Origin of the sequence: Erysipelatoclostridium sp. An173 (assembly GCF_963931465.1) — a bacterium.
Taxonomy (GTDB): Bacteria; Bacillota_I; Bacilli_A; order Erysipelotrichales; family Coprobacillaceae; genus Thomasclavelia; species Thomasclavelia merdavium.
Window position 1 is genome coordinate 1,882,634 of sequence record NZ_OZ007017.1, and the last position, 23,416, is coordinate 1,906,049.

At 27.7% G+C, this 23,416-nt stretch carries 23 protein-coding genes and 1 tRNA gene; 5 read left to right on the forward strand and 19 right to left on the reverse strand.

Features of this window, described 5'->3' with window-relative positions:
• Positions 1-62 precede the first annotated feature (62 nt).
• Positions 63-791, forward strand: a complete 729-nt coding sequence (locus ABGT36_RS09430; RefSeq protein WP_346677700.1) for a YaaA family protein — start codon at positions 63-65, stop codon at positions 789-791.
• A gap of 18 nt (positions 792-809) precedes the next feature.
• Here the strand turns inward: ABGT36_RS09430 and hisC are convergent, their stop codons facing one another.
• From hisC to pfkA, 3 genes are read right to left on the reverse strand one after another with little or no spacing between them, the layout of a single operon-like run.
• Entirely contained in the window at positions 810-1,865 is a 1,056-nt protein-coding gene (gene hisC / locus ABGT36_RS09435; protein ID WP_346677702.1) for a histidinol-phosphate transaminase, read from the reverse strand.
• Positions 1,866-1,877: 12 nt separating this feature from the next.
• The gene (locus tag ABGT36_RS09440; RefSeq protein ID WP_346677704.1) at positions 1,878-2,666 is read right to left on the reverse strand and encodes a Cof-type HAD-IIB family hydrolase; all 789 of its coding nucleotides are present in this window, start codon (positions 2,664-2,666) and stop codon (positions 1,878-1,880) included.
• 13 nt (positions 2,667-2,679) lie between these two features.
• Complete coding sequence (gene pfkA / locus ABGT36_RS09445; RefSeq protein WP_346677706.1) at positions 2,680-3,639, reverse strand: 6-phosphofructokinase; 960 nt, start codon at positions 3,637-3,639, stop codon at positions 2,680-2,682.
• A 265-nt stretch (positions 3,640-3,904) separates the two neighbouring features.
• Here pfkA and ABGT36_RS09450 point away from each other — a divergent pair, with 265 nt between their 5' ends.
• Positions 3,905-4,246, forward strand: coding sequence for a helix-turn-helix domain-containing protein (locus ABGT36_RS09450; protein ID WP_087299307.1), 342 nt, complete (start codon positions 3,905-3,907; stop codon positions 4,244-4,246).
• 74 nt (positions 4,247-4,320) lie between these two features.
• On the opposite strand, the gene ABGT36_RS09455 is transcribed toward ABGT36_RS09450, so the two are convergent.
• The 10 genes from ABGT36_RS09455 to ABGT36_RS09500 form a co-directional block, all read right to left on the reverse strand.
• A complete protein-coding gene (locus tag ABGT36_RS09455) occupies positions 4,321-5,196 on the reverse strand; it encodes a zinc ribbon domain-containing protein (protein WP_087299309.1) in 876 nt (291 codons plus the stop codon).
• A gap of 8 nt (positions 5,197-5,204) precedes the next feature.
• Positions 5,205-5,720 (reverse strand): thioredoxin family protein, encoded by a 516-nt coding sequence (locus tag ABGT36_RS09460; RefSeq protein ID WP_087373777.1) that lies wholly within the window; start codon positions 5,718-5,720, stop codon positions 5,205-5,207.
• Complete coding sequence (gene gpmI / locus ABGT36_RS09465) at positions 5,720-7,237, reverse strand: 2,3-bisphosphoglycerate-independent phosphoglycerate mutase (protein WP_087299312.1); 1,518 nt, start codon at positions 7,235-7,237, stop codon at positions 5,720-5,722. The genes ABGT36_RS09460 and gpmI overlap by 1 nt, the downstream gene beginning before the upstream one ends.
• A 97-nt stretch (positions 7,238-7,334) precedes the next feature.
• On the reverse strand, positions 7,335-7,517 hold the full coding sequence (locus ABGT36_RS09470; RefSeq protein ID WP_087299313.1) for a LiaF transmembrane domain-containing protein: 183 nt from the start codon (positions 7,515-7,517) through the stop codon (positions 7,335-7,337).
• Between the two features lie 49 nt (positions 7,518-7,566).
• Positions 7,567-7,947, reverse strand: coding sequence for a hypothetical protein (locus ABGT36_RS09475; protein ID WP_087299315.1), 381 nt, complete (start codon positions 7,945-7,947; stop codon positions 7,567-7,569).
• Entirely contained in the window at positions 7,928-8,521 is a 594-nt protein-coding gene (locus tag ABGT36_RS09480) for a CDP-alcohol phosphatidyltransferase family protein (RefSeq protein WP_239404302.1), read from the reverse strand. Before ABGT36_RS09480 ends, ABGT36_RS09475 begins: the two co-directional genes overlap by 20 nt.
• A gap of 61 nt (positions 8,522-8,582) precedes the next feature.
• Complete coding sequence (locus tag ABGT36_RS09485) at positions 8,583-9,011, reverse strand: GNAT family N-acetyltransferase (protein WP_087299317.1); 429 nt, start codon at positions 9,009-9,011, stop codon at positions 8,583-8,585.
• A complete protein-coding gene (locus tag ABGT36_RS09490) occupies positions 9,011-9,928 on the reverse strand; it encodes an alpha/beta fold hydrolase (RefSeq protein ID WP_346677710.1) in 918 nt (305 codons plus the stop codon). Before ABGT36_RS09490 ends, ABGT36_RS09485 begins: the two co-directional genes overlap by 1 nt.
• A gap of 42 nt (positions 9,929-9,970) precedes the next feature.
• Positions 9,971-11,167 (reverse strand): AI-2E family transporter, encoded by a 1,197-nt coding sequence (locus tag ABGT36_RS09495; RefSeq protein WP_087299321.1) that lies wholly within the window; start codon positions 11,165-11,167, stop codon positions 9,971-9,973.
• A gap of 87 nt (positions 11,168-11,254) precedes the next feature.
• Positions 11,255-11,995 carry a copper homeostasis protein CutC gene (locus ABGT36_RS09500; RefSeq protein ID WP_346677713.1) on the reverse strand — a complete coding sequence of 247 codons (741 nt, stop codon included), beginning with the start codon at positions 11,993-11,995 and terminating at the stop codon, positions 11,255-11,257.
• Positions 11,996-12,146: 151 nt separating this feature from the next.
• Here ABGT36_RS09500 and ABGT36_RS09505 point away from each other — a divergent pair.
• From ABGT36_RS09505 to ABGT36_RS09515, 3 genes are all read left to right on the forward strand, one after another.
• Positions 12,147-12,224: transfer RNA gene (locus ABGT36_RS09505), tRNA-Arg, on the forward strand.
• A gap of 114 nt (positions 12,225-12,338) precedes the next feature.
• Positions 12,339-13,040, forward strand: coding sequence for a LytTR family DNA-binding domain-containing protein (locus ABGT36_RS09510; RefSeq protein ID WP_346677714.1), 702 nt, complete (start codon positions 12,339-12,341; stop codon positions 13,038-13,040).
• 2 nt (positions 13,041-13,042) lie between these two features.
• A complete protein-coding gene (locus ABGT36_RS09515) occupies positions 13,043-14,266 on the forward strand; it encodes a hypothetical protein (protein ID WP_346677716.1) in 1,224 nt (407 codons plus the stop codon).
• A 598-nt stretch (positions 14,267-14,864) separates the two neighbouring features.
• Here the strand turns inward: ABGT36_RS09515 and ABGT36_RS09520 are convergent.
• The 6 genes from ABGT36_RS09520 to ABGT36_RS09545 all read right to left on the reverse strand — a co-directional run bounded on the left by ABGT36_RS09520 (position 14,865) and on the right by ABGT36_RS09545 (position 23,401).
• Complete coding sequence (locus tag ABGT36_RS09520; protein WP_346677717.1) at positions 14,865-16,703, reverse strand: FtsX-like permease family protein; 1,839 nt, start codon at positions 16,701-16,703, stop codon at positions 14,865-14,867.
• Between the two features lie 28 nt (positions 16,704-16,731).
• A complete protein-coding gene (locus tag ABGT36_RS09525) occupies positions 16,732-17,400 on the reverse strand; it encodes an ABC transporter ATP-binding protein (RefSeq protein ID WP_087299342.1) in 669 nt (222 codons plus the stop codon).
• Positions 17,401-17,410: 10 nt separating this feature from the next.
• Positions 17,411-18,601 carry an ABC transporter permease gene (locus ABGT36_RS09530; protein WP_346677719.1) on the reverse strand — a complete coding sequence of 397 codons (1,191 nt, stop codon included), beginning with the start codon at positions 18,599-18,601 and terminating at the stop codon, positions 17,411-17,413.
• Positions 18,602-18,959: 358 nt separating this feature from the next.
• A complete protein-coding gene (locus ABGT36_RS09535) occupies positions 18,960-19,361 on the reverse strand; it encodes a helix-turn-helix domain-containing protein (RefSeq protein ID WP_087374668.1) in 402 nt (133 codons plus the stop codon).
• A 199-nt stretch (positions 19,362-19,560) separates the two neighbouring features.
• Positions 19,561-21,288, reverse strand: a complete 1,728-nt coding sequence (locus ABGT36_RS09540) for an ATP-binding cassette domain-containing protein (RefSeq protein ID WP_346677721.1) — start codon at positions 21,286-21,288, stop codon at positions 19,561-19,563.
• Positions 21,263-23,401, reverse strand: a complete 2,139-nt coding sequence (locus ABGT36_RS09545; protein WP_346677724.1) for an ATP-binding cassette domain-containing protein — start codon at positions 23,399-23,401, stop codon at positions 21,263-21,265. The genes ABGT36_RS09540 and ABGT36_RS09545 overlap by 26 nt, the downstream gene beginning before the upstream one ends.
• Positions 23,402-23,416: the final 15 nt, after the last annotated feature.

The following is a 23,416-nucleotide window of genomic DNA, read 5'->3' on the forward strand; positions in this document are numbered from 1 at the left end:
CATCACCATGACAAGTATACCATATTTAAGAAAAATACGATATAATAAACTCGGTGATAAAAATGAAAATAATTATAGCTCCAGCTAAAATAATGAAAAACAAACAATTAAATATTAAACAGACTGATTTATTATTCCCTAATAAAACTGCTTATCTTCATCAATACTTACAAAATTTTAGTGTTGAAAATCTTCATGATACGATGAAGATTTCTTTTAAGATGGCTCAAACAGTCTATGATTATTATCATAATGATGATATTAAAACTACACCTGCCCTTTTTTGTTATCAAGGAACAGTGTTAAAACAGCTTAATTTACAAACTTATGATGAATCCGATTTTAACTATTTAGATAAATATTTAACTATTTTATCAGCATATTACGGTATTTTAAAATACAATACTGGTATTACTCCTTATCGCTTAGATATGACGATGAAATTAAATATCGATCTTTATCAATATTGGCAACAAGAAGTTGATGATTATTTTAAAAATGAAGATTATCTTATTTCTTTAGCATCTAACGAATTTGTGAAAATGGTCAATCATCCTAATATCATTAATCTAGATTTTGTTGAAGATCGAGGTGGTAAATTAACTCGTAATTCAATGTACGTTAAACAAGCTAGAGGGAAAATGTTAGAGATAATGGTTAAAAATAAAATCACGTCTTTAAAAGCTATCCAAGAAGTAACTTTTGATGATTATGTTTATCAGCCGTCTTTATCAACTGAAAATAATTTTGTCTATCTTCGTAATGGTAAAAAAACATATAAAAAATTATAACCAGATTAACTAATCTGGTTATTTGTTTAAGTATTCTTTTAAAAAGGCTATTAAGCGCTCCATTTGTTCATCACTGCCAATACTGATCCGTAAATACTGATCAATTCGTTCTTGATTCCAATGGCGAACAATAATTCTCGCTTTTCGTAACGCTAAAAATAACTCTTCACCATCAACATCAGGGTGTCTAACAAAAACAAAGTTAGCATAACTGTCTGGAACTATAAAACCTAAATCTTTAAGTTCTTTTTTTACTTTTTCTCTAGTATTAATTATTTTTTGACATTTATTTTTAGTATCTTGATCATCTAGAATGCTAGCTAAACATACTTGTTGAGCTATATAGTCAATTGGATAAGAGTTAAAAGAGTTTTTAACATCATATAGATGACTAATTGCCTCTTCACTTCCTAAAGCTACTCCTAGACGAATTCCAGCTAATGAACGTGATTTTGAATAAGTTTGAATTACTACTAAATTATCATACTTATTAATTAACGGTACACAACTTTTGCCACCAAAATCTATGTAAGCTTCATCAATAACTACGATACTATCAGGATTATTTTTTAGCACGGTTTCAATAAAATCCAAATCAACTAACAAACCAGTTGGTGCATTAGGATTAGGAAAAATGATACCGCTGTTAGGCTGATTAAAATCAGTAACGTTGATACTAAAATCATCATTTAATCTTACTAATTGATAATTAATCTGATACAAATTACAGTATACCGGATAAAAAGAATAAGTTATATCTGGAAATAAAACCGGATCTTCCCCATTAAAAAAAGTTAAAAATGTTAATGCTAAAACTTCATCAGATCCATTTCCTAAAAAAACCTGTTTTTCATCTAAATTATAATAATCAGCTAAAGCCTTCCGCAGCGTATTAGCGTCACTGCTTGGATATAGTCTTAGTTTTTCAATATCAATATTAGCTAAAACTTCCTTTACTTTATCACTTGGGCCATATGGATTTTCGTTAGTATTCAATTTTATCATATCAACAATTTTTGGTTGTTCCCCTGCAACATATGGTTCAACGCATCGTAGTTTATCTTGCCAGCTCATTTTTATTCCCCCTTAAATATTTATCATTTCTGCAATTAAATCAGCTACATGTTCTACTTGTTTATCAGCATGTTTACAAATATCATCTTCAACATGGTTAAAAGTATAACCCCAAGTTGCACTTTCAAACATACTAATATCATTATATGAATCCCCTATTGCATAACTGATTAATTTGTTATCAAGTAAGTTGACTAATGTTTCAATCCCTGTTCCTTTAGTACAATTACTAGGTGTAATATCTAAATAAATAGTATTTAATGTACCATGGGCTTCAAAGTCGTAATTTTCTTTAATATAATTTTGAATTTTCAATAAGTTATCAATATTTTGATCATCCTGATGTAAAGCAATGATATCAAATTCTTTTACCAATGGATATTCTTTTAAAAAATTATAATCATTACTTTCAATAATCTTACCATTATGATCATATTCATAAGTAACGCCTTGAAAATACGCCAAGGTTTTTTGCCCATCATAGAAATACAACCATAAATCAGGATAATTTAAGCAATGTTCAATAATCTTAGAACCAATTTGATTAGAAATCACTTTTTTAAACAATTCTTGTCCTTGATCATCAATAATCTGTGCTCCATTATTTAAAACTAAATAATCATATTTTAAATCTAATTGTCTAATTGCCTTGATTGCTTCTTCATAATTACGCCCCGTATTAAAAGCAAACAAATGACCACTTGCTCTTAATTTTTCAATCATTTCTTTATCCTTATCATAAAGCAAGCCATCTTGATTCATAATTGTTCCATCCATATCACTAAATAAAATCTTTTTCATTATTACCTCCAGGCTATACCAGATCTTCAAAAAGCTGATATAACATTTGATTATTTTTATTTACTTCTGTTAATGCTTCATCAATTTTTTTAGCAACTATTTGACTATCAACTAAACAGACACATTTACCATTTTCACCATGTTCAATCAATTCAATTGCTTTATTAGCCATTCTTGAAGCTAAAATTCGATCTTCGGGCACTGGTGAGCCCCCACGTTGAATGTGTCCTAAAACTATCGAACGCCCTGAAAAACCAGTTTCATCGCTAATTCGCTTAGCTAACTTTTCAACATCAAATATTTTTTCACTAGCAATGACAATCGCATGTCGTTTATTATAGATAGTTTCATTTTTTATTAATTCATCAATAATATGCTGTTCATCATAGCCAGTTTTATTTGTAATAACTAATTCACTACCACAAGCTATCGCTGAATATAAAGCCAAACTATCAGCATTATTACCCATAACTTCAACAACAAAACAACGATGATGAGAGCTAGAAGTATCCCGCAATTTATTTACTGCATCAATTATATTATATAAAGCAGTATGAAAACCAATCGTTTCATCAGTACCATTAATATCATTGTCAATAGTTCCAGGAATAGCAATACAATTTATGCCTTTTTTTGACAAAGCTAAAGCACCACGATAACTACCATCTCCTCCAATGACTACTAAATTATTAATTTTTAAATTTTTCAAGTTTTTAACAGCCTGATCTTGAACATTTTCTTCTTTAAACTCTGGCAACCTTGAAGATTCTAAAATAGTTCCGCCTCGTGCTAATATTTCTGAAACGTCACTATACCCCAATTTCTTTATTTTTCCAGCTACTAAACCACAATAACCTTCATAAACACCATACATTTCAAAACCATGCTGGATTCCCACTCTAACAAGTGCTCTAATTGCTCCATTCATCCCTGGGGCATCACCACCAGAAGTTAATATTGCAATTTTCTCCATATTACACCCCTCCTATTTTTATAAAAATATATTGCCCCTATATTGTTATTTTTACAAAACCGTTTTGATTTATGATAATGATTATAACATGTTTCTATCCGATAATAAATCTCATGTGATTTATATTTAAATATTATGTCAAATTTTTTCTAGATATCACAGTAATAACACATATAGTGTGCATTTACTAAAATTATTGTCCATTTTGTGTAAATTTTTATTTTTCGCCAAATCTTAACCTATAATACAGTATGAGGTGTAAAAGATGACTAGATTAACTGGAGAAAGAATTGCATATTTACGTGATGAACATAATCTAGAACGTAAAGAACTTGCTAAGATCATCGGCGTTAAACCCCGCACTTTAGCTGCTTATGAGCAAGGAACACGCGATCCTAGTACTAAAGTATTAAGAGCTATGGTCGAGTACTTCAATGTTACATCAGATTATATTCTTGGTTATACTAATAAACCAATTAATTTAGATGAAATACGTGATCAAGAAAATACCTATATTGATTTACCAATTACAATTCAAGTTTCTGCATATAAATATAATATCGTTAAAGATTTTGTTGAATTTATTGCTAATAAAAAAGAAGATTAAGTTACACACTGCATTATAAGTTATTTTATGCAGTTTTTTATCTATAACAAAAAAACTGGAGCAGTACTCCAGTTCTATACCAATTTTTCTAAATCTATTTCTGTTTGATATGTTAATCTAAATCGATAATCTTTTTCAGCCCCTAATATTCTCATAGCAACTTCAGTTTCATCCTGATTATCATTAACACCAAGACCATAATTACCTAGAGTTAGAGTTTGGTTATTGAAATCTGTTTCTAGCGCATTGAATTTTTCAGCAGTTTGATTATAGCACTTAAATTCCTGTTCACCATTGAACAAAGTTACTATTTCTTTAGCAAACTGACAACTTTGATCATTTATCTTCATTGCTTCGAAATTTTCAAATCCACTAGCATTATATTCTACATTAATACTATTAGTTTCACCAGATAAATCATAAGATAAAGCTATCTTAATACTTTCATTTTCATTAATCGATAAATCATAATTAATGTCACTATAAATATTATTTTGATCAGTTACATAAAAATTATAATCTTTATCAAAATCTACATCACCATATTTACTAGCAATTGTTTTTAAATCAGCCTCTATATTTTCAATTTTCTCTACATATGGATCACTATTTTTAACTAAATCACTAAAATCTTTTAATGATCCAAAATAGTATTCAATTATTTCACTACTAGCATCTACTTCTCCTAATGGACCAACAGTTATCGCACTTTCTGGTGTCGTACCATTACCACTTGCAGTTGCCATATCTTCACCTAATAGACTACCAAACATAAAAGTTGTTAAAACTGGTGAGAAAATTAAAATTAAAGCTAAAATTGTATAAATATAGTTAGGAAAAGAATTAGTTCTTTTCATTGGCTGATAGCCTTTTTCTAATCGATTACCACAATAGGGGCATACTTTAGCGCTATCAGGAATATTCTTTTTACAATATGGACATTTTTTCATTCAATCACCTACTCATAAATATTTGTCATCCAAGACTTAAATTCTTCAATATATTTTTGCTTTTCTTGAGCTTGTTTATCTTCGTCTTTTATCTCATAGTATTCTTGACTTAAATAAGTATACTCATCAATTGTTTCACCTTTATTAACTAATTTTAGCGTAGGTGTCCAATCAAAATCAAGTTCTTCCCTGATATTATCATAAAAATCAATTTCTTCCTTGCTAGCACCTTCTTTAGAAGCCGCATCACGAAAAGCCTGAATATTTAAATAATAAAGATATGTCCCTTCATTTTCTTCTATATAGGAAGTCAATATCGGGTAGAATTCCTGACAATCCTTGCAATCAGGACGGCCAATATATAATACAAATAGTTCATTGCTATTTAGTTTTTCCTGCAAGCTTTGATAATCAATCTCATGAATTCCTGATAAACTGGTATCTTTTTGAATATGCATAGTGGATGCTTTTTGGCATCCACTAATAGTTAAAATTAAAATAATTAAAGTAATTAACTTTTTCATTATTTAAGTAAAGATTGTCCATCCATTTCTTCAGGAATTTCTAATCCTAATAATTGTAAGATAGTTGGTGCTAAATCACCTAATTTTCCACCTTCTTTTAATTCTAAATGAGAATTAGTTACAATTAAAGGTACTTCATTTGTTGTATGTGCTGTAAATGGATTACCTTCTTCATCTAATAACATTTCACTGTTACCATGGTCAGCTGTGATTAACATAGTTCCACCTAATTCGAATACTTTGTCATAAACAGCACCAACACATTCATCAACAACACTTACTGCTTTGATTGCTGCAGGAATAACTCCAGTATGTCCAACCATATCGCAGTTTGCAAAGTTTACAATAACAACATCATAGATATCTTTATCTAATTCAGCGATTAATTTATCTTTTACTTCATAAGCAGACATTTCTGGTTGTAAATCATAAGTAGCAACTTTTGGAGAATTTACTAAAACTCTTGTAGCTCCTTCGATTTCTTTGTCTAAACCACCGTCAAAGAAGAAAGTAACATGAGCATATTTTTCAGTTTCTGCAATACGTAATTGTTTTAATCCTTTAGCTGATAAATAATCTCCTAAAGTGTTAGTTAATTTAGCTAAAGCAAAAGCAATTCCACCATTTACACTATCTGCATATTTCATCATACAAACAAATGTAATATTTTTTGGAACGTTTTTAAATTCATAATCATAGAAACCATCATTTGTAATTACAGTTGACAATTGAATAGCTCTATCTGGTCTAAAGTTAGCAAAAATAATTGAATCACCATCTTGAACTTGTCCATCAACATTTTTGTTATAACCTGGTACAACAAATTCATCATATACTTCTTTTTCATATGAATCTTTAACATATTGAACTGGAGATTCAAATACTTCCCCTTCATGATTAACAATTGCATTGAATGCTAATTCAACGCGATCAAATCTCTTATCACGGTCCATTGCATAATATCTTCCAGAAATAGTAGCAATTTCACCAACACCGATTTCTTCAATTTTATCAACTAATTCTTGAACGAAATCTACACCACTATCAGGAGCAACGTCACGTCCATCTAAGAAAGCATGTACATATACTTTTTCTAAACCTTCTTGTTTAGCTAGTTTTAATAAAGCATAAATATGTTCATTAGAAGAATGAACCCCACCATTAGATAATAATCCCCAAATATGTAATTTTGTATTATTATCTTTTGCATTTTTAATTGCTTTTAAAAATTCTTCATTTTGATAGAAACTTCCATCAGCCACTGCTTTATTGATTAAAGTTAATGATTGATAAACAGTTCTACCAGCACCAATATTTAAATGACCAACTTCACTATTACCCATTTGTCCATCAGGTAATCCTACTGGCATTCCTGAAGCCTTAATTGTAGTTGTTGGATAAATAGCCATTAGATCATCTAGATTAGGGGTATTTGCAAGTTTAACTGCATTCCCATCAATTCGTTCACTTATTCCGTATCCATCCATGATACATAATACAATAGGTCTTTTTTTCATTTATAATTCCTCCGTTTTCATGACAATTATAACTTGTTTACTTATAATAATCAATAAATTAAAACAACTATTGATAGTTAAAATCAATAGTTGCTACTTACTTTTTCTTTTTAGGGGAACTTAAAATGTACATTCCAAAAAAACAAAGTATTAATGGCCAATAACCCTTAACATAATATGCAATTGTTGCTACTATTCCTTGAAAATCCTGAGTTCGGTCCATTGTCAAAATTATCCCTAAAATTATTAAAACAATTCCCGCATTTTTCCTAAAATCCATTTTGATCACCCTTTATATCATATCAAGAGCAATCAAATGAATTTGTCGATTAAAGAATCGAACGAGCAAACTGCATTAATCTGCTTAATTCAATTGGTTCCTTTCCTTTTTTTGAATAAACATAGATTTTTTCATGATCATGATATTCAAATTTATTTGAATGAATAATACTATTAATATCACGACGAATTTCTTCATCAATATGAATAAACATATTCTCTGACATTTTTCTAAGCAAAATACATAAACTTGCCAATGCCAATTCTAAATCAAAATAGGAATGAATGAGATCTTTTTGAATAACTTCATCATCAAAAACACCTTTTTTTTCTTTTAGTTTATCAATATAATTCAATACCGCATCAACACTATTTATTTCATCTTCAAGCATATCTAAATAGCATTCTTCTTTAATCAATCTTTTGTTCATCTTTTAACTTATCCTTATCTTTTATCATCTGTCTTAATTCTTTTGCGTATAATATAAATGACAAAAACATCAACGCACTACTAGTAAAAATCATTATTTGACTTGGTACAGTATTTGGGATATGCAAACCAATCAATAATATTACTACTACATAAAAATAGGCTGTTGCAATTTTGCCCCACCATGAAGCACCCTTAACTTTAACACCATAATCATATAAGTATAAACCAACAATACCTAACATTCCATCCTTTAAAACAATTATCACTAATAAAATCCAAGCTAATGGATAGGTAAATAAAAGAGTAATTGCAATCGTAAATTGGGTTATTTTATCAGCAATAGGATCTATTAATTTCCCAAAATCAGTAATCATATTAAACTTACGAGCAATAAATCCATCTAAAAAATCACTCAAACCTGATAAAACTAAAATAAAAGCTGCCGCAACATAGTGATACTCCCACTTGGCATAAAAATAGACAAGTAAAAATACAGGTATTAATAAAATTCTAAAATAGCACAAACAGTTTGGTATATTAAAAAAATTTGTTTTATCTTTCATTTTTTCCATATTAGTTCCTCTTTTAATTAATTATAGTATTCTTACTAAATATGTCAATAATTGCCAACTTTTATATCTTTTTTACCATTGTAATATGAGGGCACCACTCATCATAATAAATATCACCAAAACTTTCATATCCTAGTTTTTGATAAAAATTCATTGCTTGCTGTTGAGCTGATAGTTCTATTTTTTTAAACCCTAATTTTTGAGCCTCTTTTTCTAATCTTTGAACAGCTTTTGCTCCTAAACCATGTTTTCGATATTGTTTTAATACTGCAATACGCCCTAAAATCATTGTTTCTTCATCTTTTTGATACATTCTAGCTGTTGCCACAGGATGACTATCTAAATATAACACTAAATGATAAGCACTATTATCAATATCATCAAATTCATTTTCAAAACCTTGTTCTTCTACAAAAACTGCTTGTCGAATCATTTTTGAATCATCAAAATTAACTTTGCCATGGTTTAATTGATATGTAATTTCATCCATTATAATTTCCCCCGTTTTTCTAATTGTTGATTTAAATAAGTTACAATATCATGATATACCAGTTTTTTATTTTTCTCATTTAAGATTTCATGACGCATCTTTTCATACAATTTAGCTTCAACATTATAATAACCCTGATTTTTTAAATGATTAACTGCCTGATAAAAAGATTTTTGATTGACTAAACATGGATCTTCATTTCCTGAGATAAATAAAATTGGTAAATCAGCTTTAATATGATAATCAAAATTTTTATATGTATTAATCATTAAGTCTAATAAATTATAATAACCATTTACTGTAAAATTAAAATTACACAACGGATTGCTATTATATTGATCAACTACATTACTATCACTACATATCCATTCGTTAGGTTTGTCAAAACTATGATTAAACATTCCAAGTGACATATAATGCATTAATTTACTACGATAATGGTCTCCTTTAAATTTAGCGATAATACTACAAATCATCTTACCAAATATCGCTAATTTATTTTTACTAGGACTACCACAAACAATTAGTCCATCAATAGCCTGACTATAAAATCGCAGATAATTTCTCACTACTAAAGATCCCATTGAATGACCAAATAAAAATATTGGTAAATCTGGATATCTGTTTTTGATATAACATGTTAACTGATAAGCATCGTCTATTAATACCTGACTATTCTTTTGATAAAAATAACCTAAATCATCTTTATTTAAAATACTAGCACCATGACCACGCTGATCATGAATAATAACTCCAAAACCATTTTCATTTAAATATTTAATAAAATCTAAATAACGTTCTTTATGCTCACACATACCATGAACTATTTGAACAATTGCTTTGGGTTGTTTACTACATGATACAATTACTGAAAGTGGTAACTGATCAGTTTTTGAATTTATTGTAAAACTTTCCATTGTATCCCCCTTAAATTTAAATAAAAACCTGTTTAAAACAGGTTATTTTGAAAGCTGTTTAATTGTCGTTTCAGTAATCTTAAGTTTTCTCTTTCTTAAAACTAAATTAACCAGTTCGCTAATTAAAGAATAGATACACGCTGCTGATGGAACAGCAATAATTGTTCCAAATATTCCAAATAAATCACCAAAAATAAAGATTGAAAGAAGAACCCAAATTCCTGGTAAACCAACAGTTCCACCAACAACCCGAGGATAAATAAAGTTATCTTCGATTTGTGATAATATTTGGAAATAAACCATAAACCAAAAAGCTTGAAAAACATTTTCAGATAAAATCAAGAATGCTCCTACAAACATAGCCGCAATCGGACCAAAAAATGGAACAAATGAAAATATCGAAATTACTGTAGCAATAAGTTCTGGATATGGAAATCCAAATAGCAACATTGTACTGTAGTATAATATCCATAAAATTGCCGCTTCAACTAATTGACCAGTAATAAAACTAGAAAAAACGATATTTGTTTTATGAGCGTAGTGAAAAATTACTCGTGTTATTTTATATCCAAATATAGCAGCGATTAGTTTACGGAATTGTCGTAAAAATTTTTCTTTATTACCAAGTAAATATAAAGAGAAAATAAAACTTGTAAAAACTACACCAAAAGTAGATAAAAAATTGGTTGCATTTGCCATTATGCCATCGGCATTTTTAGTTAAAAAGTCTAATAATCCTTTTACTATATTTTGCCAAGGCATATTTATTAACTCATTTATACTAGTAATATCATTAGTTCTAAAATCAATATTAAAATACATGAAAATCTTATCAATGTTATTAAAAATAGAACTTATTATATTTGATATATTACTAATCAAAGTTATTAAACTTTCAATAATATTAGGAATAATTATGCTCGCTAGCGTAATCATTAAACAAACAAACAAGATCAAAGTTATAAAGATTGATAATCCTCGTTTTTTACGATAAATAAAACTTTCAGGCTGAAACTTTTTAACAATGCGTTCTTCAATTATTTTCATTGGCTGATTTAAAACATAAGCTATTACAATACCAAATAGTAAATATTCAAACAAGCCAACAAACTGGCTAATCATCTGAAAAATATTACCAATATTAAATAAAATATATATTAAAAAAACCGTGAATCCTGAAATAATTATTCCCGGCTTAACTTTTTGCTTCAATTCTTCATCTATATTGAAGATTTTCAATCCAATCAACTCCCTTTTTTTCTATTATACCACATCAAATTAAAATTAAAACCCCATTGCCTTTAAGCAGTGAGGTCTTACAAACTATTATTCAATTAAATCAACTATATCTGCCAATGTCTTTACTTTTTTAAAATCCACGACATCATAGTCACCATCATGATAACCAAAATCAGCATTATTGATATGTGTAGTTGGATCATTGATCCAATCTTTACATGAACTATGAACTTGATTAATACCTGTAAATTCAATCAATTCTTTAACATTCTTTTCATTAATACCACTACCAGCTAATATTTCAATGCTATTACCATAAGCATCATGAAGATATTTTATCATTCGTCTACCTTGATAAGCCTGATTTTGTAAACCACTAGTTAAAATACGATCAATACCAACAGTTATTAAGATATTAATAGCCTCATCTATATCTACAACACAATCAATAGCTCGATGAAAAACTGCAGTTTTATGATATGACTTAATAATATCTACCATTTCTCTTGTTTGTCTAATATTAACTTCACCTTCATTAGTCAAACAACCAAAAGCAATACCATCAGCCCCGTTATCTAATAAAATCTCAGCATCAAGTTTCATAATTTCAAAATCTTCATCATTGTAACAAAAACCTGCTCCTCGTGGTCTTACCATGCAAATAACTTCTAAATCAGTATCTTCTTTAACTTTTAATAAAGTTGCCAGCGATGGAGTTAAACCACCCAAATGTAAAGCACTATTTAGTTCAATTCTTCTTGCTCCACCTTTTTGAGCTTGAAGAGCATCATAATAACTACCACAACATACCTCTAAGATATTACTCATCGTATCAACTCCTAACTTGTTATTATTATAGCACTTTTTTAATAACAATTATAATAATTTGCTTTTTGAAACAAGTAATGTTAAAATCATAGGGACATATTAACTATACTCGATTTTAGATAGTAATAATCGACATTTAAAAATTAAATATGCCCCCGTAGCTCAGTGGATAGAGCAGTGCCCTCCTAAGGCATGTTTTGCGTAGGTTCGACTCCTATCGGGGGCGCCATTTTTATTAAAGCAAAGAAATTGATTTTTTGCTTTTTTATTTTTCAGTTCAAACAAAAATGATTGTACGTGATTCAATTATTGTTTAATATAAATATATAGGGAGGGGATATTTATGAATATACTTATTTATGATGATAACAAGGAGGATTGTAAAAACTTAATCAATTGTATTGATTCCTACTTCAAAACAAAAGCTATTAAATATAATGTTAAAGTATGTCTTAATACAAAAGAAGTTTATGACAACATTAAAGAATATGATATTCTATTTTTAGATATTCAACTAAAAGATGATAATGGGATAGATATAGGTTTAAAATTACAACAGATATATCATGAATGTCGAATTATTATAACTTCTAATTATGCTAAATATGCTATTGAAGGATATAAAATTCATGCCGATAGATATTTTTTAAAACCTATTCAACAAGAACTTTTTAATATTGAAATGGAAAATATTATAAATAATTATTTAAAAAAATCTCTTGGTATTATTGATGAAACAATTTCACCTAAAAAGATTTATTTTCATAATATCCTATACATTGAACGTTTAAATAGAAAAACGATTATTCATATGATAGATAAAACAAAAATATTCACTAATAATGCATTAAAATATTGGTATGAACTAACTCATGATTATGGTTTTGTATATACCCATCGTGCATTTATAGTAAATTTAGAACATATCAGTGCAATCAATAAAAATGAAATCACACTAACTACTGATGACATAATACCATTATCTAGAAATTACAAAAATTCTTTTGAAATTGAGTATACTAAATTCATACAGGAGATACTATAACCATGTTGCTAATACTTTTATTTGATTTATTGACGTTTTTGGCTTTTAATTATCTAGCATATTCTTTTTTAGCATTTAAATATAATCGTAAATTTACATTTTTTATTTTTATTATTGCATATTTTTTTATATGCTTAACAAATTTCAATGGCATTAACTCATCAAAGGCAATTATTTTATTTTTTATAGATATAATTTATACCATAATTCAATTTAAAGGATCATTCTTTGAAAAGTGTTTTACTATAATTCCCTTTTTTGCATTCCAAATATTTTCAGAGATATTCGTTGGTCATATCTTAATTAACGTACTATCTCTAACTGTACCTAAACAAATATTTTCATTTTCATATTTATTAGGATTATGTTTATCATATATCTTATTAGTAATTTTTAATTTATGTTACATAAAACTAAGTAAATACATCAAAAACAATGATATACCCAAATATACCTGGATAATATTTATCGCACCTTTGATTACAATATTGCTGTTAGTAAGCGAAAATGACTATTTTAAAACTCTTAAAGATTTTCCTCAATATGGCATGGTTCTAATATTATTCATACTATCAAATATTTTAAATGCCTTTATTCTATTTTTAATAGTCCGCTCAACAAATATAAAAGCAGATTTAAAATTACAAGAACATAAAGCAAAAACGCTTGAATTAAAATACCAGCTAGTAAGCCAACATTATTTATATAACTTTAATTTCTTACATGAGTTGCTTCACTGTTACACTGATATTAATAATTTAATTGATAATCACGAATATAATAAAGTCAAAGAAAAAGTAAACACATTAATGGATGATACGTACAAAGAATTCAATTCAATATATTCAAATTCAATAGTGTTAAATTACTTAATTAATGAAAGATTACAATATCATAAAAATAATCATATACATTGTACGACTATAATAGAAGATGAAAAAATTAATCAATTAGATATTGATGTTCAATATAATCTATTTGCATATATATTAAATATAGCAGAAAATCAGGCTATATATTTTGAAACAGATCAAAGAATTATAATTTTTAAATCAAAAACACTGATAAACAACTTAGTAATTCAATGTATAATTCCAAACAAAAACATAGATACTGATATGTTAAGGAAACAACTTGATACTATATTAAAAGACTATAAATGCATCATTAATATATCTCCATCTAAACATTCAAAACTAAAAATTTTGATTAATTTTATAGACTAATATCCTAAATAAAAAATATATTTGAAAATATTCAAAACATATAGAATTGCTCTAAAATATCCTATGGGTGTATAATCACCCTTTTTTGATAGAATTTCATAGTCTAGTTTTAATCTGATTAAAATATAATAAGCAAAGAATTATTACAATTATTTGATATTGAGGATGATGATATTGAAGGTTTCACTGATTTAGTGTTCTATTTTTCTAGAAGTACTAAATATTTCTCAATTATTATAAAGTTTAAAAACAATTTAATAGTTGATATTATTTCAAATTTTTAAATAAGTTTAGAGAAAAGAAAAAGGTCGAGTATATATGTACTGTTATAAGCTTTGTATTCAAACCATTGCTAAAAACATATTTTCCTAACTCGACCTTGCTGATTGATCATTTCCATGTAATTCGCTTAATAAATGATCAATTAAATCATACTCGAAAAACAATCATACGTAAACAGATAAAAAGATAAAATTAAATATATAGACAATCCCAAAATATCCTGCAAAATAAAGTGACAAATATTTTAAAATAATCTTTATTATAGCATCTAATTGTTTAAAGTATTAAAATTTGTGACACATAATTTTTAGATTTATCATTTCACTTCATTTTCTAATAACAATTGCATGACATCTTCTTTTAGATATTTATTTGTTGCAATTAAGCAAACAAATAAAATAGAACCAGTAAGAATAACAGGTGTTAAAATTGATATTTTGACAAGAGAAGGCTGTAAATCATTCCCTGGTTTTATTATTTCATTTTCGTTATTTTCATCGTAATTTAGCAAACTATATTCATAGCTAAAATAACTATTGTTTTGATAAGAATCATTAGTTGTCGCTAGGCCAAATCCAATAGCACTACCAATAATAGAACCCATTATAACCCATAAAACTAATCCACTTAGTATAAAAAGATAACATTGTCGTTTACTAGTACCTAAAGCCCTTAAAATTGCTATCTGCCTTTTTTGTTTAATTACATAAAAATATAATACCATTAAAATAATTATCATTGTTACTATAATACCGGCAGCACACAATATATAAGCACTTTCTTTAGCATTTTCAAGATTATGTTTCATTTGAGTATAACCCATATCATCAAATGTAATTTTTAATAGACTACTTTTGTCTAATTTAGAAAAATTATTCTGATATTCTTCAATAGTTCCATTTGGTATTATAAATGATGTCGTCTCATTAGACATTACACCATAATCAGCAATATTATTTTCATCAGATTCTTTTACTGATTTACTAGGAATAATAATCTGGTCATATCCCATTTCGGTAGTATCATTTATTGAAGTCACTTTTGTAGTGTAATATATTCCAACAATTTTATATTTATGGTTAGAAAAAACGGGATATATATCACCATTAGCATTTAACAAAGAAAAATTCAATCTAGAATCATGTCCAAACAAAATACCTGGTGATTCATTATAATTAGCAAAATATAAAGGCATTTCTATTTCATCACCAATTTTCAAGTTATTTGCTGTTGCAAAATCTTTAGAAACAATACATACTTTTTCTCCATTATCAAACTCTTTTTTAGATATTTTTCTTCCATCAACAATACTAGATTGTTTTAAATGAAAAGTTGGTAACAGATCTAAATTATTAGTTGGCAAAACAGGAATTGTTTTATCAAGCATTTTAAAACTAGTACACATATTTTGCCATTTTTCTTTTCTATTTGAATTTATAAAAGTCTCATTTACTTCTTCAATTGAAGCAGTAACAGTACTAATATCACTAGCTACCAAATTACCATTTTTATCATGTTGAGTAGTAAATGGTGCAAAATCATATGCAGCCCATTCAATCCCACCACTATTATCGTGATTATTATCTTTCATTAAAACAGTTGCTATATAAGTTTTTTGGACTTGTAAGGGTTGTGGATTATCATTATAATGATCGCAAAATGATATTATAGAGCCAACTTCCAATTCACCACTTAATACGTTTGTAACTTCAACATCGACAGGATGATCTGGGACACAATTAGTTACTGGTGTAAATTCAATAACAGTATAATCATCTGAAAATGTTGAATTTCTAGAAGTATTATATTCCTCCATATATGCACCATAGAAAGGTCTTTTTTCAGGTTCCAATAAATAATTAGCACTATCAAATTTTAAAATATCAGTTGGAATGATTGAATCATATATTGGATATTTATAATTGCGATAAGTTTTGCTAGCCCCATCAAAAGTAGAACTGACTTCAATAGCATCTTCATTTTGTTGAACTGTCGCTAGAGTTATACATGATTTTTCTATGTCATTTAACTGCTTGTTTGAATTAATCAACATCGTACTTCCCACTACTAATAATACGGCACTAATAATAATCATAAAAAATAGTGCTATTAATTTTAATGGTGCTCTACTCATTTGTTTTATACTATTTATCATTGTTTTTCTCCCCATAACAATAAATTAATCATTTTTTCAATTCAATATTACCATCCTTCATCTGATAAACAACATCAGCTTTAGCGGCAATACTTAAATCATGAGTAACAATAATAACGCAATAATCTTGATTTACTAACTTTTCAAACAATTCGATAATTTTGGTTCCATTTATACTATCTAAATTTCCTGTTGGTTCATCTCCAAGAATAAAATTTGCTTTTGATGCTAACGCTCTAGCAATAGCTACTCTTTGTTGTTCGCCACCGCTTAACATAGCTGGTAATTTTTTATAATATGTTGCTGGGATCCCAACCTTTTCTAATAATTCTTTTGCCTTATTTTCAATAATATCTTTTGGTTCTTTAATAATCTGCATTGGATACATTACATTTTCGAGTACTGTCAAAAGCGGAAAAAGATGAAAAGATTGAAATATCATTGAAATATTATCACGACGATGAGATTCTAAATCCTTTTTTTCTAGAAGTTTACCATCAACATATACTTCACCACTAGTAGGTTTACAAAATCCAGCTAAAATTGATAATAATGTTGTTTTCCCACTTCCTGATTGTCCAATAATTGCATATAATTTTCCTTTTTCAAAATGGCAATTAATGTTTTTAAGAGCTTCTACTTTTTGATATTTCCCTTGATATGTATAACTAACATTTTTTGTTTCTAATAATTCCATCATTTTCCTCCTAATCTGTTTTACTAAGTAATTGCATAATATCAAAATTCATTAATAATTTAATTACAAACATAATTCCTAAAATAGATAAGATAAGAAAACCAAAAAATATCATCAATAAACTAAATATTTCAATATCTGTTATCAAAGCCAACGCTAATACACCCAATAGACATCCTAAAATACTTAATATTTCTATTTCTAAAAACAAATTGAAATTTACTGCTTTTTTACTTTGTCCCAATGATAGTGATATTGCCATCTCTAACTGCTTATTTTTTATCAATAGAAAAATAACCAAAACATATAATACAAACATTAAAATAATAAATGGTATTTCAAATAATCTATACATTTGAAGTGCATCTAGTATATTTGATGCATTTTCAATGTATATATTGTCATAAACAATTAAGCTATTACCAGCTACACTTTGAACTGACTGACTATTAATATTAGAAAAACCTATGTTTTTTACATCTTGTTTAAATTCATTTAATTTACCAGGATCCTTTAATTCAAATTTTAATGAATCATAAAAAACTTCATTACCACTTTCTTTTACTAGTCTTGCTAAACTTTTTACCGGAACAATAATCGATGTATTAGTAGCCGAATTATAATCATATATGCCAATAACATTCATTTTTATATTATCAATATTATCTGTTAAATAAACGCCTGAATCATATTTATAAATAGATAATGAAAATGTTATTTCCTGTCCTAAAACAATATTATTTTGTTTAGCAAATTCAGCTTCAACAATACAATTATTTTTATCATCTGTTAAAAAAGAACTGTCATTTCCTGACATAAAATCAATATTATCATCATATAATAACGGTAAAGCATCAATTGAATTACATCCCATCAATGTTGTACTGATATCATTTTGATTATTGATATTACTGGCTACTACTTGAATAGTGTATTTAGCTTGCACGACATATTGAGAAGAAATAATCTGGTTTCCCTTTCTTTCATCAATTTCTAAACCAGTGGTTTTGCTACCGCTTATGTCGCATATTTCTCCTGTTACTGGTATTGTTTGACTTAATTTTTTCAGTGATGTTTCTAATGTCTTTATATTATTTATATATAGTCCAATAAAAATAATAATTGATATTGAAAATATTATTGTTAAGATACTTTTTAATGGTGATCTTAGAATTAACTTTCTTGTCATTGAAATAATCATATTACTACCCCTTACTATTAATTAAGTTAGTAAACTTAATATATAAAGCACCTAACTATAAAAAATGTTCTATAATAATTTAATATTCCTAATTAACTTCATGAAATCAACCAAAAATCCAAGTATTTTTATTAACAAATAATAAATTATCATATTCTTATTTTATTATATTATTTACAATAATCCAATATAAGTTGACTAAGAAGCAATTAATTCGTTTAAATAACAGTATTTAAAATATACTAAATTACATTATTTATAAAATTGCATATCAAATCCTCTAAAATTTAACAATTAAAAAACCAGTCATTTTATTATTGACTGGTAGAAATTATATCCATTATAAATTAAATAAAATTTATTCTTTTTTGATAAGTTGCATAATAGCTAAACATACAAGTCCAATTGCTAACATCCTAATAGCTAAGTTTATTTCAATTTCATTTAAAAACAAAAGAACAACTACTGCAATTCCCATTGCTAAAGCTACTCCATTTAATGCAAGTGGAATAATTTCATTTATTTTGTTATCTGGTGGAGTTTCTTTCGTTTTGGTTTTTACTTGCATTAAATCATCAACGGAAACTTCAAATATTTCTGCAAGTTTAGGAATTGAGCTAACATCTGGAAAAGATAAATCCCGCTCCCATTTTGATACCGCTTTATCAGTAACCCCCATTTTTTCAGCTAACTCAAGCTGTGTCATTCCCTTTTCTTTACGCAATGAAACAATTATATTTCCAAAAGTTTGTTTTTTCATTATCTATTCACTCCTTTGACAACTTTTATGATAGCATAATCTCTTTTCTATACTCCACCGACTGATAGTTGAGTTTACTCAACTTATAGTTTATCACATGTTTAGTAATATAAATTATTATTTAAAATAAAAACATAGGTATTTCAAGTTGATACCTATGTTTCTAAAAATCCCCTTTATCAAAAACTATATTTCTTTTTTAATTATCTTTATCATCTTTTAAGATTGTAGCAATTTCATAATCTTTAATACTTCTTATATTTATTAAAAGCATTACCAGATAAATAATATTCAATACTATAATAACACCAGCATTAATTTCAATTCCTCGATTTCCTATCAACAATAAATAAAGTAAACTTTCACCCATTAAAACAATATCAATAATAATTAACTCTTTGAACTTTTCTTTTATATAACTGCTTTTAATCTTTGACAGTAATACTAAACAACTAGCTATAATCGCTAAATTTCCTGATACTTGTCGCCATTGTTTTTTCAAAGAATAAATCGTATAAATAAGCAAGGTTGTAAAAATTACAATTACTACAGCTTTAAATACTAATTCAAAAATTCCCATCTCATTATTAATTCTTTCCATATTTTCAACAAATAAATTCGTAGTTTCTAACTGTGTATTTTTTGAAAACCGGTAATAATCATTTTCGATGTTTTTAGAATCACTATGATAAACATAATAATCCATATCTTCACTAATACTACGAGTCTGTTTGAAATAATCATTTGAATAATATACCTGTAATACATTTTGAACATCATCTTCATAGACAATTCCTGCAATCTCAAAAGTATCTTCATTACTAAAGAAATCAATTTTATAACTTAAATTCATTTCCTGTCCAATCAGTTTTTCTTTTGATACACCCTGGCTATCCATTAAGATTTTAGCAACATTTTGATTGATTATAATCTCATTACCCTTTATTTCCTTTTGACCACAAAATTCTAATTCTTCATTGTTAGTAACTATAGGTACTACATTTATCCGATATTTACGTCCATCAAGAATAATATTATCAAACTTAACGATTCTTTCACCAGGAACCCTGACCGGATTTTCTTCATCATCATTATTTACTTCAATATATATTTCATAACTGTTTAAAATTTTTAATGATTCTATCGGTTTAAAAATTGTAAAATAGGTTTGCAATGAAACTAATGCTGTTAAAGCAATTACTAGAATAATCAATAGCTGAACTATCGAACTGTGATGTAGAACTTTTCTGATTATCTTTTTTAAATATTTTTGATCTGGTTTAGGCAACAAAACATCTTTAGCTTCTACTACTTCATTGTCTATTTCATCATTGCTTTGGAGTTTTTTATCAATTATTTCATAAACAACCGGTTGATATTTTTCAATCAGTTCTGTTTCATGACTTGCTAACAAAACTATCTTTTCTTTTGCAAGCGTCGTTAAAAGTTCCATTACATTTTGTTTATTTTCCATATCTAAAGATTCAGTCGGTTCATCACAAATGATGATTTCTGGATCCATCATTAAGGCTCGAGCAATTCCAATACGTTGTTTTTGACCACCAGAACATTCATCAGGATAATGATCCATAATATCTTGTAAACCTAAAATCTCGATAATGTCCTGTTTTTTATCAAAAGTTATATGATAAAGATTTTCAAACAGATCAATATTTTCAGCTACCGTCAAATTATTAATCAGCTCATAAGTTTGAAAAATATAAGCAATCTTAGTTCCTTTCACTATTACTCTTTTACCACCGTCAAAATCTTCATATCCAGCAATAATATTCAATAATGTTGTTTTACCACTGCCACTTTCACCTTTAATCAGATACAATCCACACTTAGAAAAATCAAAATCAAGTCCATCGAATACTGTTTGTCTGCCAAAACTCTTTTTAATTCCTTCTAATCCGTATTTCATAGCTTATTCCCTTTATCAATAACATTATAATAATCGCCAATATTATACTGATTCCAAAGTCACTTAAATTAAATGTCAGTATTTCACTATATTCATATCTAAATGCTATTTCATTGATTTTTTCAATCAGTGGCTGTAATAATATTAGCCAGACTATTACTCCTGTTATTATACTTATCCCTTCTATCATAAATGTTATTCGCTTTGCTTTATATCCAGCTTCCTTGATTATCTGTCCTTCTTTTTTCAATCTTCGATTACTTAATATCTCATAACCAATCATTACCATTATTACTAATATGATCATTATCATACTGATTCCCCAGTATAGTAGGGGATTATTATATTCCTGACTGCTTTTATCATTACTTGCATAACTTACATAATGACTGTCTGTACTAGCTGATATTTCATCAATTTTACTGCTTATTTCATCACTGTCACTTTCTGGATCGATTAAATAATAAGCATACTGATATTCTAAGTATTCCAGATTCATTTGATAATTTTCCTCGATCCATTTATCATAAACACCATATCTTAGATACACCTGGTTTTCATAATTATTTTTATAATCTGTTATCCCGACAATCTTGCAAGAAAAATAACTTTCTTCATTATTTCCTTTTTTTAATGGATCGTGAGTTTTAAAATATTCATAAGGAGTATATGAACCATTGACCAGATTTATCTCTTTGCCTATCAAATCCTCATAACTGGATACTGATTCATTTTCCAATAGCTCATCAGCTACTGTTAATGATATGATTATTTCATCATCTCTTTTCATCTGATTGCCATATAATAATGAAAACTGATAATCATTTTTCATCTGATAAACTACTATATCTCTATAATATATATAATCAAAATAAATTGAATTACTTATCGAATCATCTGGAAAGTAATCTGTGCAATCTTTAAAACCATCATAACCATAATAATAGAAAAATATTTTTTCATTACGGATTTCATGTTCAGGTCCCCCTTCACTTTCAAAGAATTCTATACTAGCTGCTAGTTTTTGAGTGCTTGGTCGTTTCGGATCTGCTGTTTCTAATACTTTCTTAGCTTCATCATATGTTAATTCAAGCTCATAATTTGACCAATCATAAATATCTGTATCCCATCCTGCTCGATATCCTATTACCTCATCTACTTCATTCAATACATTTTGAACATCCTGCTTGGTATAAAAATCATATGTGGAATATATTGGTTCAACGACCTGGTAAGACGCAGTTGTTTTATTTTCATCGCTTTTGTTTTCTTCATTACCGATTGTTATTAACAGATTTTCTCCTGTTATCCATTTATATTTGGCATCACTCTTTCCTGATACTGAACTGAAAAAATTGATCCCGGCATATAAAGAAAATATCAACAGACTCATTATCACTGCTTTTATCAGACTGTCTCCCGGTCTTGAGATTATCATCTTTTTAATCAGATACAGATATTCTTTTACTGGTCGATTAATTTTTCTAGACTGTTTTAAATGATATTCTTTTTGTTCACTGATAATCTTATCTTCACTTATATATCCGTTTTCCAGTTTACAGATTCGACTGGCATACTGATTACATAAAGCTTTGTCATGGCTTACTATTAACACTGGAATATTTTTTCCTGCTTCTTTTAATGCTTCCATGACCAGTTTACTATTGGCTGCATCTAATGCGGCTGTCGGTTCATCACAGATCAGTAAATCCGGCTGACTTAATAGACACTTTAACACCTGAACTCTTTTCTTTTGACCGGTTGATAATTTTTTTACTTTTTTATCCTTATGTTCAAACAAGCCAAACTGTTTTAATTTCAAGTCTATCATTTTTTTATCTTTGCACAGCATAAACAGATTATCAAAAACACTTAGACTCTCCATTAGATTATATTCCTGTTCAACATACTCAACATTTCCATCTAATATCATAGTACCGGTATAATCATGATCACGTCCAGCTAAAATATTTAATAATGTTGTTTTACCACTGCCGCTTTTACCGATAATAAATGTCAAACCAACAGTATTTAAAGTAAAATTTAAATCTTTTAAAACATGAACGTCATTTAATTTATTATGATATGTTTTGTTGATATTATCTAATCGCATTCTTCTCCCTCCCTA

Excerpts from the sequence above, each read along its gene's own strand:
- ABGT36_RS09430 (WP_346677700.1), top strand. The coding sequence starts at position 63 with ATGAAAATAATTATAGCTCCAGCTAAAATAATGAAAAACAAACAATTA.
- hisC (WP_346677702.1), bottom strand. The coding sequence starts at position 1,865 with ATGAGCTGGCAAGATAAACTACGATGCGTTGAACCATATGTTGCAGGG.
- ABGT36_RS09440 (WP_346677704.1), bottom strand. The coding sequence starts at position 2,666 with ATGAAAAAGATTTTATTTAGTGATATGGATGGAACAATTATGAATCAA.
- pfkA (WP_346677706.1), bottom strand. The coding sequence starts at position 3,639 with ATGGAGAAAATTGCAATATTAACTTCTGGTGGTGATGCCCCAGGGATG.
- ABGT36_RS09450 (WP_087299307.1), top strand. The coding sequence starts at position 3,905 with ATGACTAGATTAACTGGAGAAAGAATTGCATATTTACGTGATGAACAT.
- ABGT36_RS09455 (WP_087299309.1), bottom strand. The coding sequence starts at position 5,196 with ATGAAAAAATGTCCATATTGTAAAAAGAATATTCCTGATAGCGCTAAA.
- ABGT36_RS09460 (WP_087373777.1), bottom strand. The coding sequence starts at position 5,720 with ATGAAAAAGTTAATTACTTTAATTATTTTAATTTTAACTATTAGTGGA.
- gpmI (WP_087299312.1), bottom strand. The coding sequence starts at position 7,237 with ATGAAAAAAAGACCTATTGTATTATGTATCATGGATGGATACGGAATA.
- ABGT36_RS09470 (WP_087299313.1), bottom strand. The coding sequence starts at position 7,517 with ATGGATTTTAGGAAAAATGCGGGAATTGTTTTAATAATTTTAGGGATA.
- ABGT36_RS09475 (WP_087299315.1), bottom strand. The coding sequence starts at position 7,947 with ATGAACAAAAGATTGATTAAAGAAGAATGCTATTTAGATATGCTTGAA.
- ABGT36_RS09480 (WP_239404302.1), bottom strand. The coding sequence starts at position 8,521 with ATGGAAAAAATGAAAGATAAAACAAATTTTTTTAATATACCAAACTGT.
- ABGT36_RS09485 (WP_087299317.1), bottom strand. The coding sequence starts at position 9,011 with ATGGATGAAATTACATATCAATTAAACCATGGCAAAGTTAATTTTGAT.
- ABGT36_RS09490 (WP_346677710.1), bottom strand. The coding sequence starts at position 9,928 with ATGGAAAGTTTTACAATAAATTCAAAAACTGATCAGTTACCACTTTCA.
- ABGT36_RS09500 (WP_346677713.1), bottom strand. The coding sequence starts at position 11,995 with ATGAGTAATATCTTAGAGGTATGTTGTGGTAGTTATTATGATGCTCTT.
- ABGT36_RS09510 (WP_346677714.1), top strand. The coding sequence starts at position 12,339 with ATGAATATACTTATTTATGATGATAACAAGGAGGATTGTAAAAACTTA.
- ABGT36_RS09515 (WP_346677716.1), top strand. The coding sequence starts at position 13,043 with ATGTTGCTAATACTTTTATTTGATTTATTGACGTTTTTGGCTTTTAAT.
- ABGT36_RS09520 (WP_346677717.1), bottom strand. The coding sequence starts at position 16,703 with ATGATAAATAGTATAAAACAAATGAGTAGAGCACCATTAAAATTAATA.
- ABGT36_RS09525 (WP_087299342.1), bottom strand. The coding sequence starts at position 17,400 with ATGGAATTATTAGAAACAAAAAATGTTAGTTATACATATCAAGGGAAA.
- ABGT36_RS09530 (WP_346677719.1), bottom strand. The coding sequence starts at position 18,601 with ATGATTATTTCAATGACAAGAAAGTTAATTCTAAGATCACCATTAAAA.
- ABGT36_RS09535 (WP_087374668.1), bottom strand. The coding sequence starts at position 19,361 with ATGAAAAAACAAACTTTTGGAAATATAATTGTTTCATTGCGTAAAGAA.
- ABGT36_RS09540 (WP_346677721.1), bottom strand. The coding sequence starts at position 21,288 with ATGAAATACGGATTAGAAGGAATTAAAAAGAGTTTTGGCAGACAAACA.
- ABGT36_RS09545 (WP_346677724.1), bottom strand. The coding sequence starts at position 23,401 with ATGCGATTAGATAATATCAACAAAACATATCATAATAAATTAAATGAC.